The sequence below is a fragment of the Pseudomonas viciae genome (assembly GCF_004786035.1).
In the GTDB taxonomy this organism is placed as follows: domain Bacteria; phylum Pseudomonadota; class Gammaproteobacteria; order Pseudomonadales; family Pseudomonadaceae; genus Aquipseudomonas; species Aquipseudomonas viciae.
On the sequence record NZ_CP035088.1, the window covers coordinates 3,392,293 to 3,407,433 of the forward strand.

At 59.2% G+C, this 15,141-nt stretch carries 11 protein-coding genes; 3 read left to right on the forward strand and 8 right to left on the reverse strand.

The annotated features are described in order from the left end of the window. Positions 1 to 307: 307 nt before the first annotated feature. Complete coding sequence (locus EPZ47_RS15200) at positions 308 to 1,213, reverse strand: LysR family transcriptional regulator (RefSeq protein ID WP_135845542.1); 906 nt, start codon at positions 1,211 to 1,213, stop codon at positions 308 to 310. 131 nt (positions 1,214 to 1,344) lie between these two features. Between EPZ47_RS15200 and EPZ47_RS15205 the strand changes: the two genes are divergently transcribed. Together EPZ47_RS15205 and EPZ47_RS15210 are read left to right on the forward strand one after the other, a co-directional pair. Next, positions 1,345 to 2,808, forward strand: coding sequence for an MFS transporter (locus tag EPZ47_RS15205; protein ID WP_135847998.1), 1,464 nt, complete (start codon positions 1,345 to 1,347; stop codon positions 2,806 to 2,808). A 193-nt stretch (positions 2,809 to 3,001) separates the two neighbouring features. After that, a complete protein-coding gene (locus tag EPZ47_RS15210; RefSeq protein WP_003201764.1) occupies positions 3,002 to 3,280 on the forward strand; it encodes a DUF1652 domain-containing protein in 279 nt (92 codons plus the stop codon). A 221-nt stretch (positions 3,281 to 3,501) separates the two neighbouring features. On the opposite strand, the gene EPZ47_RS15215 is transcribed toward EPZ47_RS15210, so the two are convergent. The 6 genes from EPZ47_RS15215 to EPZ47_RS15240 form a co-directional block, all read right to left on the reverse strand. Continuing rightward, the gene (locus EPZ47_RS15215; protein WP_135845543.1) at positions 3,502 to 5,970 is read right to left on the reverse strand and encodes a UvrD-helicase domain-containing protein; all 2,469 of its coding nucleotides are present in this window, start codon (positions 5,968 to 5,970) and stop codon (positions 3,502 to 3,504) included. A gap of 279 nt (positions 5,971 to 6,249) precedes the next feature. Next, on the reverse strand, positions 6,250 to 7,896 hold the full coding sequence (gene pgm, locus EPZ47_RS15220) for a phosphoglucomutase (alpha-D-glucose-1,6-bisphosphate-dependent) (RefSeq protein WP_135845544.1): 1,647 nt from the start codon (positions 7,894 to 7,896) through the stop codon (positions 6,250 to 6,252). Between the two features lie 88 nt (positions 7,897 to 7,984). Continuing rightward, positions 7,985 to 9,385, reverse strand: a complete 1,401-nt coding sequence (locus tag EPZ47_RS15225) for an aminotransferase-like domain-containing protein (RefSeq protein ID WP_135845545.1) — start codon at positions 9,383 to 9,385, stop codon at positions 7,985 to 7,987. 96 nt (positions 9,386 to 9,481) lie between these two features. Next, on the reverse strand, positions 9,482 to 10,957 hold the full coding sequence (locus EPZ47_RS15230) for a hypothetical protein (RefSeq protein WP_135845546.1): 1,476 nt from the start codon (positions 10,955 to 10,957) through the stop codon (positions 9,482 to 9,484). Between the two features lie 132 nt (positions 10,958 to 11,089). Beyond that, positions 11,090 to 11,407 (reverse strand): hypothetical protein, encoded by a 318-nt coding sequence (locus tag EPZ47_RS15235; protein ID WP_135845547.1) that lies wholly within the window; start codon positions 11,405 to 11,407, stop codon positions 11,090 to 11,092. 239 nt (positions 11,408 to 11,646) lie between these two features. After that, positions 11,647 to 12,672: a zinc-dependent alcohol dehydrogenase family protein gene (locus EPZ47_RS15240; protein WP_135845548.1), complete on the reverse strand. Its 1,026-nt coding sequence runs from the start codon at positions 12,670 to 12,672 to the stop codon at positions 11,647 to 11,649. Positions 12,673 to 12,916: 244 nt separating this feature from the next. Between EPZ47_RS15240 and EPZ47_RS15245 the strand changes: the two genes are divergently transcribed. Next, positions 12,917 to 13,831, forward strand: coding sequence for a LysR family transcriptional regulator (locus EPZ47_RS15245; RefSeq protein WP_135845549.1), 915 nt, complete (start codon positions 12,917 to 12,919; stop codon positions 13,829 to 13,831). A 489-nt stretch (positions 13,832 to 14,320) separates the two neighbouring features. Here EPZ47_RS15245 and EPZ47_RS15250 read toward each other — a convergent pair whose 3' ends face one another. Further along, positions 14,321 to 15,022, reverse strand: a complete 702-nt coding sequence (locus EPZ47_RS15250) for a hypothetical protein (RefSeq protein WP_135845550.1) — start codon at positions 15,020 to 15,022, stop codon at positions 14,321 to 14,323. Positions 15,023 to 15,141 lie beyond the last annotated feature (119 nt).

Consider the following 15,141-nt stretch of genomic DNA (forward strand, 5'->3'; position numbering starts at 1 on the left):
AACAGCTTTAGTCAGACAGACAATCTCTGGCGAGATCGTCCTATCACTCGCCCAATGAGGACGTAAGAAAGCTGACACAATTGGAAATCAAACGTCTAGCGATTTTTTCCACTCAATTGCAGCACCAGGCCTTTAACGCCTATAAACAATAGGCTTCCCTGTCGTTAGTGCAGGTATTTAAATGACCAGACTGAAGATTGTCGGACAAAACTCTATTTAAATATTAGATATCGATAACTATCAATTTGTGCACGACATCGCACTTCCGCCAACTAAGTGCCAGCGAAATGCCACTAATGAATATCTACTAAATCTCTATGGTTTTGCGTGCACAGACTTCTCGCAAACAACCACGGAACCAACGATGTACCGGGTCGGCCTCCATCCGCGGATGCCAGAGCATGGCTATCGTGAAGGCCGGCACCGCAAACGGCAGCGCAAAACTGTGCATGCCGACGCGCAGGCTGGCGGTGTAGCGCTCGGGTACGCTGGCGATCAGGTCGCTGGATCGGGCGAGCCCCAACGCCGAGGAAAAACCTGGGACGGTGGTGACGATTTCCCGTGACAGGCTTAACGACTCCAGGGCCTGGTCGATGGGCCCTTGATCCAGACCGCGCATCGACACGCCGATGTGCCCGCCCGCCGCGTAACGGGCGGCGCTCACCTCGGCCAGGCTTAGCGGGTGACCCGCGCGCACCACGCCAATCAAACGGTCACCAAACAACGCCTGGGTTCGCAACTCCGGGCTGGTGTCCTTGTTTACCACGGCCGTCTCCAGATCCACGCTGCCCTCGCGTAGCGCGGTGCTGTCGTTGTTGGTCTTTTCAACGAAACGCAGCCGTACGCCGGGCGCTTGTTCGTTGATGCGGGCGATCAGGTCGAGCGCGAAATTTTCCACAAAGCCCTCGCGGGTGCGCAGCGTAAAGGTCCGGCTCAACCGCCCAAGATCCGGGGCCTGCACCGGACGCAGCAGCGCCTGGGCATCCTGGACCAGTTGACTGACCTGCTCGCGCAATTCCAGCGCACGCGGCGTGGGCACCAAGCCCCGCCCGGCCCGCACCAACAAGGGGTCGCCAGTGGTTTCACGCAGCCGCGCCAGCGCCCGGCTCATCGCGGACGGGCTGAGGCGCAGGCGCCGAGCGGCCTTGGCCACGCTGCCTTCAGACAACAGCACATCAAGGGTGACAAGCAGATTGAGGTCAGGTGTAGACATTGCCGGGCCCTGGCGTGAATAGGTGGCGTTATATGCAGCTATAACATGCAAATGGTGCGTCTTCCGCCATGTTATGCCCAGGCGTAACGTTCTGATAGCCCCGCTCGGGCGCCGCAGAGAAAGAGGACATGATGAAGCCAGCCGATACGCAACAACACCTGCCGAAAGCAATCGGCGAGCAACGGGTCTTTTCAGCACGCTGGGCGCTAGCCAGCCTTTCGCTCTCGACGCTACTGGCGTCCCTGGGCGCCAGTGTCGCCACCGTGGGCTTACCCGCCCTGACCCAAGCTTTCGATGCCTCTTTCCAGCAGGTCCAATGGGTGGTGCTGGCCTATTTGCTGGCGATCACCACGTTGATTGTCAGCGTCGGGCGTCTCGCAGACATGCTCGGGCGTCAGCCGCTGCTGTTGGTCGGGATTATCCTGTTCACGCTCGCCTCGGCCTTGTGCGGCCTGGCTCCGTCGCTGGGGTGGTTGATTGCGGGCCGGGCGCTGCAAGGCTTGGGGGCTGCGGTCATGATGACGCTGACCATGGCTCTGGTCGGTGAAACCGTCGACAAGGCAAAGACCGGCAGCGCCATGGGTTTGCTGGCCACGCTGTCGGCGGTCGGCACTGCGCTGGGGCCCTCTTTTGGCGGCGTGTTGATCGCTCAATTCGGCTGGCAAGCCTTGTTTCTGGTCAACCTTCCCCTTGGGGGGCTGACGTTGTTGCTGGCATGGCGTTCATTGCCCGTCCGGCAACCGATGGCGAAGCTGGAGAAAACCCGTTTCGATGTGACAGGCACCCTGCTGCTGGCCGCGACACTGGCCGCCTATGCCCTGGCCATGACCTCGGGGCGCGGGGACTTCGGCTGGTCAAATATTGCGTTGTTGCTGGTGGCGATCCTCACCGCGGGGCTGTTCATCCTGGCGCAGAACCGGGTTGCTTCGCCGCTGATTCCCTTGGCCTTGTTTCGAGACCGGCTGCTGGTCTCGGGTCTGGCCACGAGTGCCTTGGTCGCGGCGGTCATGATGGCGACGTTGCTGGTCGGGCCTTTTTACCTGTCCATCGCCCTTGGGCTACCTGCGGCACTGGTTGGGCTGGCACTGGCGGCCGGACCCTCCGTTGCCGCGCTCGCCGGCATGCCTGCCGGGCGCCTGGCAGACCGGTTCGGCGTGCGCCCCATGCGGCTTGTCGGGCTGGCGATCATGGCGCTCGGCTGCCTGCTGCTGTCGCTGATGTCTCCGGCCCTTGGCGTAGTCGGCTATGTCGCCGCTATCGTGGTAACAACCCTCGGCTACGCGTTGTTCCAGACGGCCAACAACACGGCAGTCATGACGGAGGTTCCCGCCCACCGACGCGGCGTGATTGCCGGACTGCTCAATCTGTCGCGCAACCTGGGTTTCTTTACCGGTGCCTCGGTGCTCGGCGCGATATTTGCGATTGCCCTACCGACGAATGGCATCACTTACGCCACTCCGCAAGCGGTGGCAGACGGCTTGCAAATCACCTTCGCCGCGGCCCTGGCGCTGACGATTTTCGCAGCTGCCATTGCCTTGAAATACCGTGAGCCAGAGCCCTCGAATGAACAGCGGGACACCGCCTGCGAAGGGTGATGGCATTCTGAGCACAGTTGCTTAGGTCGTGATGCAGATCAAAAAAACTGAACCAATCGCAAAACAGACTGAAAAAAGCCACATGACATTCATTATCAGGTGCTACTTTTAGTTCTCACTGGTAGAGCCATGATGGCTCTTCCTTCCTGACATGAGCAAAAGGAAGCGCTTGATTGAAGAAGGCGGGCAACATATGAATAAAGGATCTTTCAGCAAGGTTACGTTCCCCAACGCCTGCCAGCTGATGCGCTGGCACTTCCATCCCATGGGATTTGAAGCGAGCATGGACGCGCCAGGCAGCATGGTCGCCCGATTGTTTGACCGTGCAAGCGGCGAGACCATGATCGCCATTGCAGGCATCCCCTGCGCTACCGTGATGAACGCTCCGGATGTGGAACGCATAATCGAAGCAGTGGAGGCCGAGCTGGAAGCTTTTGTGCCACCGGTGGGTTTGCGGCGGTTTGCCTCCTGACGCCCACATCGGTGTGATGCTGTTCATTTAAGGAAACGGCGCTTTTCCCATAGGGTAAGCGCCGTTTTTTTTGGGGGGGGGTTGGGTGCATATCTGTTGCTGCGCTAAAGCAAGGCGGCCTGACAGCCGACCTTTTCTGAAGCGAACGCGTTCATTCTGTAGGAGCACCCGCAACCCGGTTACCTACGTGCATGAACAGATTTGTAACCCATGTGGCTGAGTCATACCCGCGCACGGCGCTGGTCAGCAAAGAACGGCTTGCCCACCCCAATACGATCCGAAGCCTTGGGCACGTTAGCGCCCTGGCTGTCCTGACTATCGACATACCAATAGCAATGCTGCACCGCTCGGGTAATGCCCACGTACGCCAAGCGCAGAACTTCGTCTTTCTGTGCCGTGTCGTAGGGCTCAGCATCACCATCCTGCCCCAGCCCGGCCATGCGATAGACCTGATTTTTGTAGGGAGAACTGGTCATATGCTGGCAATCGCCGAGCAAAAACACCGCATCGGCCTGCAGCCCCTTGGCACTGTGATAGGTCATCTGCCTGAGGCGCCGTGCTTGGTATGGCAAGCTGGAATCTACATTAACTGTTGAGCTTATATGCTGTTGTATCAATAACTTATCGCTACTTTTTCGATACAACATTAGGATCGAATCGCCCTTGCGGTAGTGCTCATCCAGCCGCTGCGCCAAGCCCTCGTCGTCGCGATCCAATACGTTGACTGGGCTCAGCGAGCGGGGCTTGCCACTGGCCTTCGCCTTCTTGCCCGGAATCGCTGCTGCCGAACGGACGACATGCTCGGCGGCATCAATGATGTGCTGGTGGCTGCGGTAGTTGTCGGTGAGCATCACCCGGGTGCTCGTCGGCGAGGGAAATTGCTTGTTGAACCCCATGAAATAGCTTGGGGAACTGCCGCGCCAGCCATAGATCGATTGCCAATCGTCCCCCACGCACAGCAAGGAGGAGCGCTGGGCAGCGCGCCCCACATGCATGGCCGGGCCACGGCTGCGCACCTCGCGAAGACTTGCGCGAAGCCAGGAGACAATCTGCGGCGACACGTCCTGGAATTCGTCGATCATCAAGTGGGACAAGGGGCGCAGCAGTGAATCGCTGAGCAATTTGAAGTTTTCCGGCGAGTGCTCGCTGAACAGCGCGAACATCCGGTTGTAAGTCATGACCGGTGGCGACTGATCGAGCAAATGATCTTCGAATGCTCGCCAGTAGCGGCTCAAGGCCTCGAAGAAATAGCGATCCGGGTCGTCCTGGGAAAAACACATCCGGCCCACCGCATCCGGCACGTCCAGGCCAAGGTTCTCGATAAAACCGGCGGCGGCAACAAAGCAATCGAGCAAGGGCGCCGAACCGAGCTCCCCCTTGACCTTGTAATCGAAGCCGGGACCCGCGCTGGCATCTCCGGCCAGCGATGCCAGTACACGCTTTGAGGCTTCATAACTTTCCAGCCATATCAGTGGCTTGCGACAGAAAGCTTGAAACAGCGTGCGCTTTACGGCCCATTCCGCACGAATGCTCAACTTGGCGCCCGGGCGGCTGATGCGGGCGTCTTCCCGCGGGTCGAAGCCCAGGATTACCCAGGCGTCCAGGGATGGGATGTAGCCGTGGCAATGGAATGTCGAACCATTGATATCGAACCGCTGGCGCTTCGGCTCGATGCCTTTAATCGGCCAGGCCCCGGCACGAAACCACAGGTCTTCGACGGCATCGCATAACGCTTCATCGCGTTGGGCGGCCAGCTCAGTCACGGCCACTCGCTTCTGCACATCCGGGTGGTCGCGTTCCAGTTCCTTGAGCTGCAATGCATGCCGGGACAATGGCTTGATCAGCTCGCGAAAACGCTCATCACGCTGGTAAAGATTGTGATAACACGCGTTGAGCTGCTGGCGCTGGGCATCGTTGATGCGCAAGTCGAAGGGGTTGTCCTGAGCGTCATCATCAGCCGGGCCGGCCCGATGGCTCAGGGTCTCGAAGGCCTGCAGACGCTCAAATCCGGGCAGGCTACGGACCATGGGCAAGATGCGTGAGTGGAAGGTTCGCACCAGGTCGCGAGCCTCCTTGAGACCGATGGTTCGCCCCCACAGGGCAAACACTTCTATCAGCTTCTGGATGAAGTCCTTTCGCGACTCGCGGGTAAAGGTCACCACGGTCATCGAGTCCAACTCGAAACCCAGGTAATGAGACAGCAGGACAATGCGCAGCACCAGGGTCGTGGACTTGCCCGCACCCGCTCCGGCCACCACCGAGGTCGCTGGCGTATCGCTGAAAATCATCTTCCACTGCGCCGCACTCGGCTGGGCCTGTGCCGGCAGCAATCGAGCAACGTCTGCCTTGATGCGTTTTTTCAGTTCAGCGGACAACGGCAGGCGCCAGTCGTCGAACAGCAGATCATCGACCTTCGGGGCCGGGTGCTCGGTACTGCGCGAGTCGCGAATCAACAGGACTTGGCGACCCTCTTCCAATCCTTCGGTTCTGCCTTCTTGGTAGCCATAATCAAAACCGGCGGTATGCCCACTGCGAAAGCCATCTGCCTGGCCGTGAAGCCAGGACGCTCGGTGCTGGGCGCGCAGGCGCGTCAGGCCATGACCAAAAAAACGCGCGGCCAGGCGCTTTAACAATGGCATCTGGGCCAGAGGCAACAGGTCGGGGGGAAGATCGGGAGTGTGTTGCGACACGCTGGGAGACTCCGGTGTTCTGAATCATGACGGCTATGGTGTCTGGATTTTCCGTCAGGTTCTACCAAAAATCTTTTAAGTCAGGGATTTAGGCGATGAAGTGAAAGTGGTGTCGCACATTGACATCATCGCAACTTGCTCCCGAAGGGATACTCACAGGAGTAATCACTGACAAATCAATAAGTTATATTCACTACTTCGAGAAAATTCTGCGACATGGATGAAAAGTAATTGCAGGGCCAGTGGCGAGGAAACAAATTTCCTCGCCACAAGCGCTTGTCACTTCTCGGTGATAGCAGCATCCACCAGTGTCTGCGCCTCAACCACCAGTTGCTTGAGGTGCGCATCGCCAATAAAGCTTTCGGCGTAGATCTTGTAGATGTCTTCGGTCCCGGATGGACGCGCCGCGAACCAGCCATTTTCGGTCATCACTTTCAAGCCGCCAATGGCCTGGTCGTTGCCCGGCGCATGGCTGAGGATGCTTTGGATCGTCTCCCCGGCCAATTCGGTTGACGCGACCTGATCCGGCGACAGTTTGCTGAGCAACGCCTTCTGCTGCGGACTGGCCTTGGCATCCACGCGTACCGAGAACGGTTCGCCCAACTCAGCGGTCAGGGCGCGGTAGGCCTGGCTTGGATCGCGACCGGTACGGGCGGTCATTTCAGCGGCCAGCAATGCCGGGATCAGGCCATCCTTGTCGGTACTCCACACGCCACCGTCCTTGCGCAAGAACGAAGCACCGGCGCTTTCCTCCCCACCAAAGCCGAGGGAACCGTCGAACAACCCATCGGCAAACCACTTGAAACCTACCGGCACTTCATAGAGGCGGCGTCCCAGGCGCTTGGCCACGCGATCGATCAGGCCGCTGCTGACCACCGTCTTGCCCACCGCGGCATCGGCGCGCCATTGCGGGCGATTCTGGAACAGGTAATCGATAGACACCGCCAGGTAGTTGTTCGGCGCAAGCAAGCCACCGGACGGCGTCACGATGCCATGGCGGTCATGGTCCGGATCACAGGCGAAAGCGACGTCAAAACGCTCCTTCAGGCCAATCAGCCCTTGCATGGCGTGGCTGGAGGACGGGTCCATGCGGATCTGCCCGTCCCAGTCGACGGTCATGAAGCGGAAGGTCGAGTCCACTTGGGTGTTGACCACTTCCAGGTCCAACCGGTAATGCTCGGCAATGGCTGGCCAGTAGCGCACTCCGGCGCCGCCCAGCGGATCGACGCCCAAGTGCAACCCGGCACCGCGAATGGCATCGAAATCAATGACATTGATCAGGTCCGCCACGTAAGTGTTGAGGTAATCGTGACGGTGGGTGGTGTCGGCCTTCAGCGCCTGCTCGTAGCTGATGCGTTTGACGCCGGCCAACTGGTTGGCCAGCAGCTCGTTGGCCTTGGCTTCGATCCACTTGGTGATGTGGGTGTCGGCCGGGCCGCCGTTGGTGGGGTTGTACTTGTAGCCGCCGCTTTGTGGCGGGTTGTGGGACGGCGTGATGACAATACCGTCCGCCAGGCCCGAAGTACGGCCACGGTTGTAGCAGAGGATGGCGTGGGAAATCGCGGGTGTCGGGGTGTATTCGTCGCCCTCGGCGATCATCACGGTAACGCCGTTGGCCGCGAACACTTCCAGGGCGCTGGTACCCGCCGGGGTCGACAGCGCATGGGTGTCGATACCCACGAATAGCGGTCCGTTGATGCCCTGGGCCTCACGGTACAGGCAGATCGCCTGACTGATTGCCAGGACGTGCCACTCGTTGAACCCCAGGTCGAAGGAACTGCCACGGTGACCGGAGGTGCCGAACGCCACACGCTGGGTCGCTACCGAAGCATCGGGTCGGCCGGTGTAATAGGCCGTCACCAGTCGCGGGATATCGATCAACAACTCTGCCGGTGCCGGCTTGCCCGCAAATGGACTGACTGTCATGCAAAACCTCTGGATAGAGTGGCTCGGGAAATAGGATGCAGTTTACTGACAGTTCGACCATGGCGCGATGGGTTCGATCCATCCCCACCTACCCGGATTGCTCGAGTCTCAAGGCATCGGCCAGCGCGCAGAGCGCTGTGCCCAGGTCATTCGACCCGCTCAAGGCGTGGGTCAGGCGCATATGTTGCGCATACAACCCCTGGATACTGAACAGTTCTCCCGGGGCGATAACAATTCGCTGGGCCAGCAGCCGCTGAAAAACCCGCCGCAGGTCGACCGGGCGCGCCGGGCGCATCCAGATCGTCGCGCCACCTTCAGGCGCGACCCATTGCAGGCTATCCCCTAGCCGCTCGCGGAGCAGTTGCGTTGTCGAGGCCGCGCTTTCGCGCAGCAATCGCCGCAAAACCAGCAGATGCTGATCGATCCGGCCGTTGCTGTACAAGCGGGCGATGGCCTTCTGGCGGATCGGCGACAACCGAAAGGCGCGCAGCAGGAAATGTCGCTGCAATTGCAAGGTCAACTGGCGCGACAATACATAGCCGTAGGGCGCCTCGGGGCCAATGGTTTTCTCGAACGATGAATAGACGATCAACCGATCCGGGTCGAGCAAATCGCGCAAAGGCGCAACCCCAGTCTCGAATGCCAGGTCGGTGTAGCTGTCGTTCTCCAACACCCACGTGCCGTGCAGCGCCAACAGGTGAGCCACGTCGTGGCGGTTGCGCTCAAGCATGAGCGTGCCCCTTGGCATGCTCAAGACCGAAGACAGCACCACCAGACGCACCGTTTCGCTGACCAGCAGTTGCTCCAGATGCTCGGTATCGATCACCCCGCCTGCCCGCAACGGCAGCTCGATGACCCGGATCTCGGCGGCCTGCAACAGGCGCAAGACGCTCCAGTCGCTGGGCGACTCGATCAATACCGTGGCGCCCTTCAGTGCCAGCACCGCGATGAGAATTTCCAGGACGCCGCGCAGATCGGCGCCAATATAGACGTCGTCGGCACTCCAGCAGCGGGCTGCAGATGAGGTGTAGCGGGCTGCCAGCGCTGCCCGCAGCTCCAACTCGCCCCAAGGTTGCGAGGGCGCCTGGGAGGAGCGCGGATACTGGCGCAGCAGCTCGCGCTCAAGCAGCAACAATGGGCTGTCCAGTGGCTGCATCGACGCTGGTTCATCCGCACTGAGCACCAGCATGCCCGGTCGCCGTGCATTGACGTACAGGGTCTCGAGCAAATCATCACCACCGTCCAGGTTGGCAACGCAGGGCACCGGCAGCGCGTAATAACCGGACTTGGCGATCGAGTAGACCCGACCTTCCTTTTCCAGCAACGAATAGGCGTATTGGATGGTAGAAATCGACACGTCCAGACGCTCGGCCAGTTGTCGCAGCGAAGGCAGGCGCACTCGCGCATCGGCCCCCAGTTCGTTGATCAAGGTCGTCAGGTATCGATAAACCGCCTGATAGGCGAAGTCTGTTTCCCGGCTGCCCTTCATAAGGCCGCCCCCAAGAAACCGGCCGTAACCGACCCTGTTGGAACACCGGTCACCACCGCCGGATACGGGCTGGTTGAATCCGCCAAACCTGGCTCCTCAGTGCCTTGCCGAACGTTCGCACAGACCATCGGCGCCCTGCCCGGCTTCTTCACTGTCTACGGCTTGCGAATCGATACCTGCTGCCGTGTCCTGCTCCGGCAGCGCAATGCTGGATCGGTACAGTTTGCCAAGCAGATCGATGGGCAGGCCGCTGACATCGATCATCCACTGCGCCACCTGATCAGCAATGGTCGCACCCTGCATGGCTTTGTGCAGGTCCGGCATCGCCACCAGCATGCCGGGGTGGCAGCACCGCAGGAAATGCTCTAGGCCCGCCCCTTGTTCCACGAACGGCGCGAACAACATACAGACCAATTGCGTTTCGCTGAGCCCCAGGTTTCTTTGCGCTTCGATGGCCGCCTGGGCACGGCGCTCGGGGATACTCGAAGGCGTGCCGAACAACTCCCGCGTATGCTGGCAGGCATGCTCCGGCAGTTGTTTGCGATGCATGACCATGATCGCCCGTTGCACGTAATCCCCATAACCCGCTTCGTAGCTGCGCCCTTGCAGGTAACAGGCCTGCAGGCCATGCAAATGCGCCGACAGGAGTGGGCTGACGTACTCGTTTTCGGGCGCCGAAGCGATGAAGCTGTCGGTCTGTACCCGCAGGAATTCGTTGAACAGCGGCCAGTTGCTATCTTCCGGACGGTCGACGATCAGGTCGTCGATACTGACATGCCCTACCCGCCGGCAAGCCTCGAAATGGCCCTCGGGCTTCCACGCGCCAAGGCGATCCTGGCCATGGAACTGCCGACAGAGATCGCCGCCCAGGGTATCGAGTTGGGCAAAAAGACTGTCGAAACCGCCATTGTTGTCGGTGGCCAGTCCGATTTTGCGGGCCGCCCGTCGAAGGCCCGACATGAATTGTCTTTGCTGACGCGGCGTATCGCTGCTGACCAACGAATCCACTCCCGATTCCCAGCGAGCCATGTGCCGATAAAACTCCGCCATCGCCAGGTAACTGTCGTCGCCCACCTCCAAGGGGCTGTCCGCCGAGCGAAGATGCCCCAACAGCAGCATGTCCATGCGGCAGGCTTCATGGCCGGCCACCGACAGCGATTGATTGTGATTGAACGGCAGCACCTCACGGTTATCCGCCATCAGCAGCTCGACCCGCGGATCGTCGTAGACAAACAGCGCGCTGTAGCAGTGATGGATGTTTTCCAGGGTCGACTGGGTGGTCTCGCTCAGGCGTGGGGTGGCGACACGCAAGTCGAAGGTCACCGGATGCCTGCCAGCGATGCTTAGTTGCGCGGCTCGCAAGGCCGTCAGCACGTAAAAACCATCCCGACTGCCGTTCTGGACCGTCAGCACGCGATAATCGCCAATCCGCTCGATTCCTCCGGCGGCGATAATTAAACGCTGGATCAAAAGCTGCAACGCGGTACGTTCTGCCCGGGAATAAAAACCCAACAGTCGTTGCAATACCTGTTGATACACGTGAGTCATTGCCTGCTCATGAATTGCACTCATAGCCATTTACCTGGAAATTCGAATATCGGCGTCGCACTCGCACCAACGCGACGGTACGACGTGTAGATCGGGATGAAGTGTTCTAGTACTGCAGAGAGTATTAGCAATACGCACAAGCTGTGCTTGTCGTAATTATTTGATACACACGTTGGGGGCTGGACCGCTCCATTTCTGAATCGCCCTGAAAGCCGCTAAACCATTGGCTTGCGCCGACACAGCGGTACGTCCTAGGAGAATTCCGACAACGTCCCACAGACAATGAGTACGAGAAATAAAGAACAAGCCGAACTTCAACTTACCTCTTGCCTCGGCCTGTTTTCCCCATAGTCGATAGACAGCCTTATACCAAGTAATGCCCGAAGCACCTTGAACATACAGTGAAGGCTCGAAACCTTCGAAAAAGTTATACCGCGCCACGACTTCTTCCTTGAGATGGAAATCAGCGTTCAATTATCAGGACTTAAACAATGATTAGAAGATACAGATTAGGGACAAAAACCAGTTCAGATGTCGGCGGGCAAACGGATTCGGTTCGGCTTTGCTGCGAACAGCGCCAGCCCATTCCAGGGCTCGTTTGACGGGCACGAGCGCATCACCGTCTGGCGGGAGGCGTCATGCAAAAGAAAGGCTGGCCGATCAGGCCGAGGGCAGCGCAAGAGCCCGGCGATGACTCTTGCGCAAGACAGGCATCAGGCAGGATCGACTACCTGGAGGGCAACGCGTTCACGGCAAGGGCATTCGCCCATGTAGCGGTGAGCCTCGACAAACTCGGCGAATGGAAATACCCGAGTCTTGAGAGGCAGCAGCACGCGGTCGGCGGTCAGTTGATTGATATCACGCAGTGCCCGCTGCAAAGCCACCTGGTCCTGGACGATACCCAGTTCCGGCTTGCCGGTGAAATTGCCGATGCAGTGCACAAAGAACTGAATGTTCTTCTGGAACGCCGCACAAGCCGGAAACGGTGTCTGGTTGCCGCCCTGCAGGCCATACAAGACCAGGCTGCCTCGCGGCGCCAACACATCGCCAAGCAGCGACATCTGCGGCCCGCCAAGGCCGTCGAACACCACGTCGACGCCACGGTTGTCAGTGAGCTTGTTGATTTGCATCAGCAAGTCCTGCTCTTCGGTGACGATGACTTTCTCAGCGCCCAGCGACAGCAAGTATTCACGCTCGTCAGCCGTCTTGGTGGCGGCAATCACCCGCACACCCAGGGCCTTGCCCAGTTGCACGAAGGAAGGGCCGGCGCAATGGCTGGCATCGGTCACCAGGGCAAACTGCCCGGGTTTGACCCGCGCCAGGTCCATGTAGGCGAAATATGCGATCAACAGCGGCGTGTAGTGCACCGCCGCTTCGATCGGACTGAGCACGTCGGGATAACGGGTCAGCGCGGTGCGCGGCAGCACGATGACTTCACCGTACACGGGATAATCGTTCGGGCTCTCGGCAGGAAAACTGGCGACCTTGTCGCCCACGGCCAGATCATCGACACCGTCGCCGACGGCAGTGACCACGCCGGCCATTTCATGGCCCAGGCCAGAAGGCAGGCGAGCCTGGGACGACGCCAGGTTCTGGCGCCACAAGGTGTCATACCAACTGATGCCGATCGCCTCGACACGGACCTGCACTTCTCCTGGAGCAGGAAGAGCCGCCGCATGCTCTTCGCATTTGAGCACCTCGGCACCGCCAAACTTGTGAAAACGGATCGTGCGGGACATCGCAAACCTCGTCAAAGTAACCTCTAATGCCATGAACTCTATCCGGGCTTTGTACCCAAGACCATCAGTGGCTATTAATAGTCGACATGCCTGTCATTGATTCCGCAGCAAGAAATCGGATCCGTTCTGTAGGAAAAAGCAATTAGCCGGTGCAGAGTACCAGCCTTTCCCCGTAAGATTCATGCCGGCCATTGTTCTCATATGGCCGCTGACGTCAAGCTTGCTGAACCTGCCAGGACCCCAGATGAATCGTAATGACCTGCGGCGTGTCGACCTGAACCTGTTGATCGTGTTCGAAACACTGATGCATGAACGCAGCGTGACCCGCGCGGCCGAGAAGCTGTTTCTCGGCCAGCCGGCCATCAGCGCCGCGTTGTCGCGCCTGCGCAGCCTGTTCGATGACCCGTTGTTCGTGCGCACCGGCCGCAGCATGGAGCCTTCGGCCCGGGCAGTCGAGATCTTCGCCCTGCTCTCCCCGGCCCTGGACTCGATTTCCACGGCGGTCAGCCGTGCGGCGGAATTCGACCCAGCCACCAGCACCTCGGTGTTCCGCATCGGCTTGTCGGACGACGCCGAGTTCGCCTTGCTGCCGATGCTGCTCAAGCGCCTGCGGGCCGAAGCCCCGGGCATCGTCCTGGTGGTGCGCCGGGTCAACTACATCCTGATGCCGGGCTTGCTGGCGTCCGGTGAGATCTCCATCGGTGTCAGCTACACCGAGGATCTGCCAGCCAACGCCAAGCGCAAAGTCTTGCGGCGCAGCATGCCCAAAGTGCTACGGGCCGACACGGCCCCAGGACGGCTGACCCTGGACGAATTCTGCGCTCGCCCCCATGCACTGGTGTCCTTCGCCGGTGACTTGAGCGGTTTTATCGACGAAGAACTGGGGAAGCTCGATCGCAAGCGCCATGTGGTCTTGGCCGTGCCGCAGTTCAATGGCTTGAGCACGCTGCTGGCGGGCACTGACATCATCGCCATCGTGCCCGACTACACCGCCGACGCCCTGACCGCCGCCGGTGGCGTACGCGCCGAAGACCCACCGCTCCCAGTGCGCAGCTTCGAGCTGCACATGGCTTGGCGCGGGTCCCAGGATAACGATCCGGGCGAGCGCTGGTTGCGTTCGCGGATTCAGATGTTTTTTGGCGACCCTGAGAGTCTTTAGGTTTCGTCTGGCAGGCTGTTCGGCTGATCATTTCTGCCTTTCCACAAACCATAGAGCTCCACTCACTTCCAGTGGTTTGCTAAATTGGGGGCACATCTTGGGATGGTTTGAAAAGGATGCCCCCAGCCTGAGGCTCAACAATCTTCTTCTCGAAAAATCACCTGCGACAGTTCCCTACCGCCGTTGAATGCTATCAGATCACCTCAGTTCAAAGACTGACAGCGAAGCGTACCGTCGCTTGAAGTACATCCTGTGGAATTTGACCCAAAACGGCTTAACCAGGATGTCCGAGAAAGCTCCTGCGAATCGCTCATGCAGATGTGCTTCGAGAGCATGCTCGATCGCAAGCACAGGGGTCATGCCGGGCGCAGAGAGGTCTAGTGCAATTGATTCAACCACCGCGGGCAGGCAAAGTAGCCAGGGCTGCCTGTGACTGCAGGCTTGCAGGGGTTGGCTGTTCCCACAAGGGCTGTGGTCACTCACCACTTTTCACAGGCTATACAACGCACGCTCGATATCGACAGCACGCCAAGCGCGCAACTCGCCGTTACGCTCCTTCCAATAAGCGCTTTCGCCCAGTTGGTTCTGCTTTTCTGCCTCGATGCAAAGTGCCTGGCAATAGGCTTGGTAGCGTGCAACGTTTTCTTTTACATCGCTCACATATCCTCCGCGCAATTTGAATCCGAAGTTCGGATGTTTTTCTGCGATGACAGAATCAATGACCCCACAAGTATCGGGGGCAAGGAAAGCGGCGACTTTGGATGCAAACGCAAAGCCCAATTGTGGCAAAGCACAAAGTAGCTTCACTGCTTCACCATACTGATGGTCGTCGAGAAGGCGCTTGGCATCTCTGATCAAGGCAACAGCCTTGCCACGACCAAAGTGATTGATACCGGGTCTCTGACAGACTTTTTCATTGCGCACGAAGCTGGACCCTACCAACGCCAACTGTACCCTGGATAACGCACGATTGGCGGTCGTGCGCCCAGCAGCACCTGCGTAATGCCCCCAGTAAAGGGTACTCAGATACCCAAGCAACACCTCGTCATCCACAGCCGAGCACATCAACCCGGCGTGATGCGCTTCGAGTTTCGAAGACGTATTGAACGCCACCTCACGATGCAACGCTAACGTGCCACAGAGGCCGACCATTGGATATGCATAGGCGTCTCGCTTCTGTTTGAAATTCACTGACTCGACCTTGATTTCAAAATGACACTATGCCACGAACGAATTCGAAATGATCAAGGTGGCCGGGTAGATTCCAACAGAAAACCAAACCTGACCCGATGTTCAGCAAGACCCTGTGG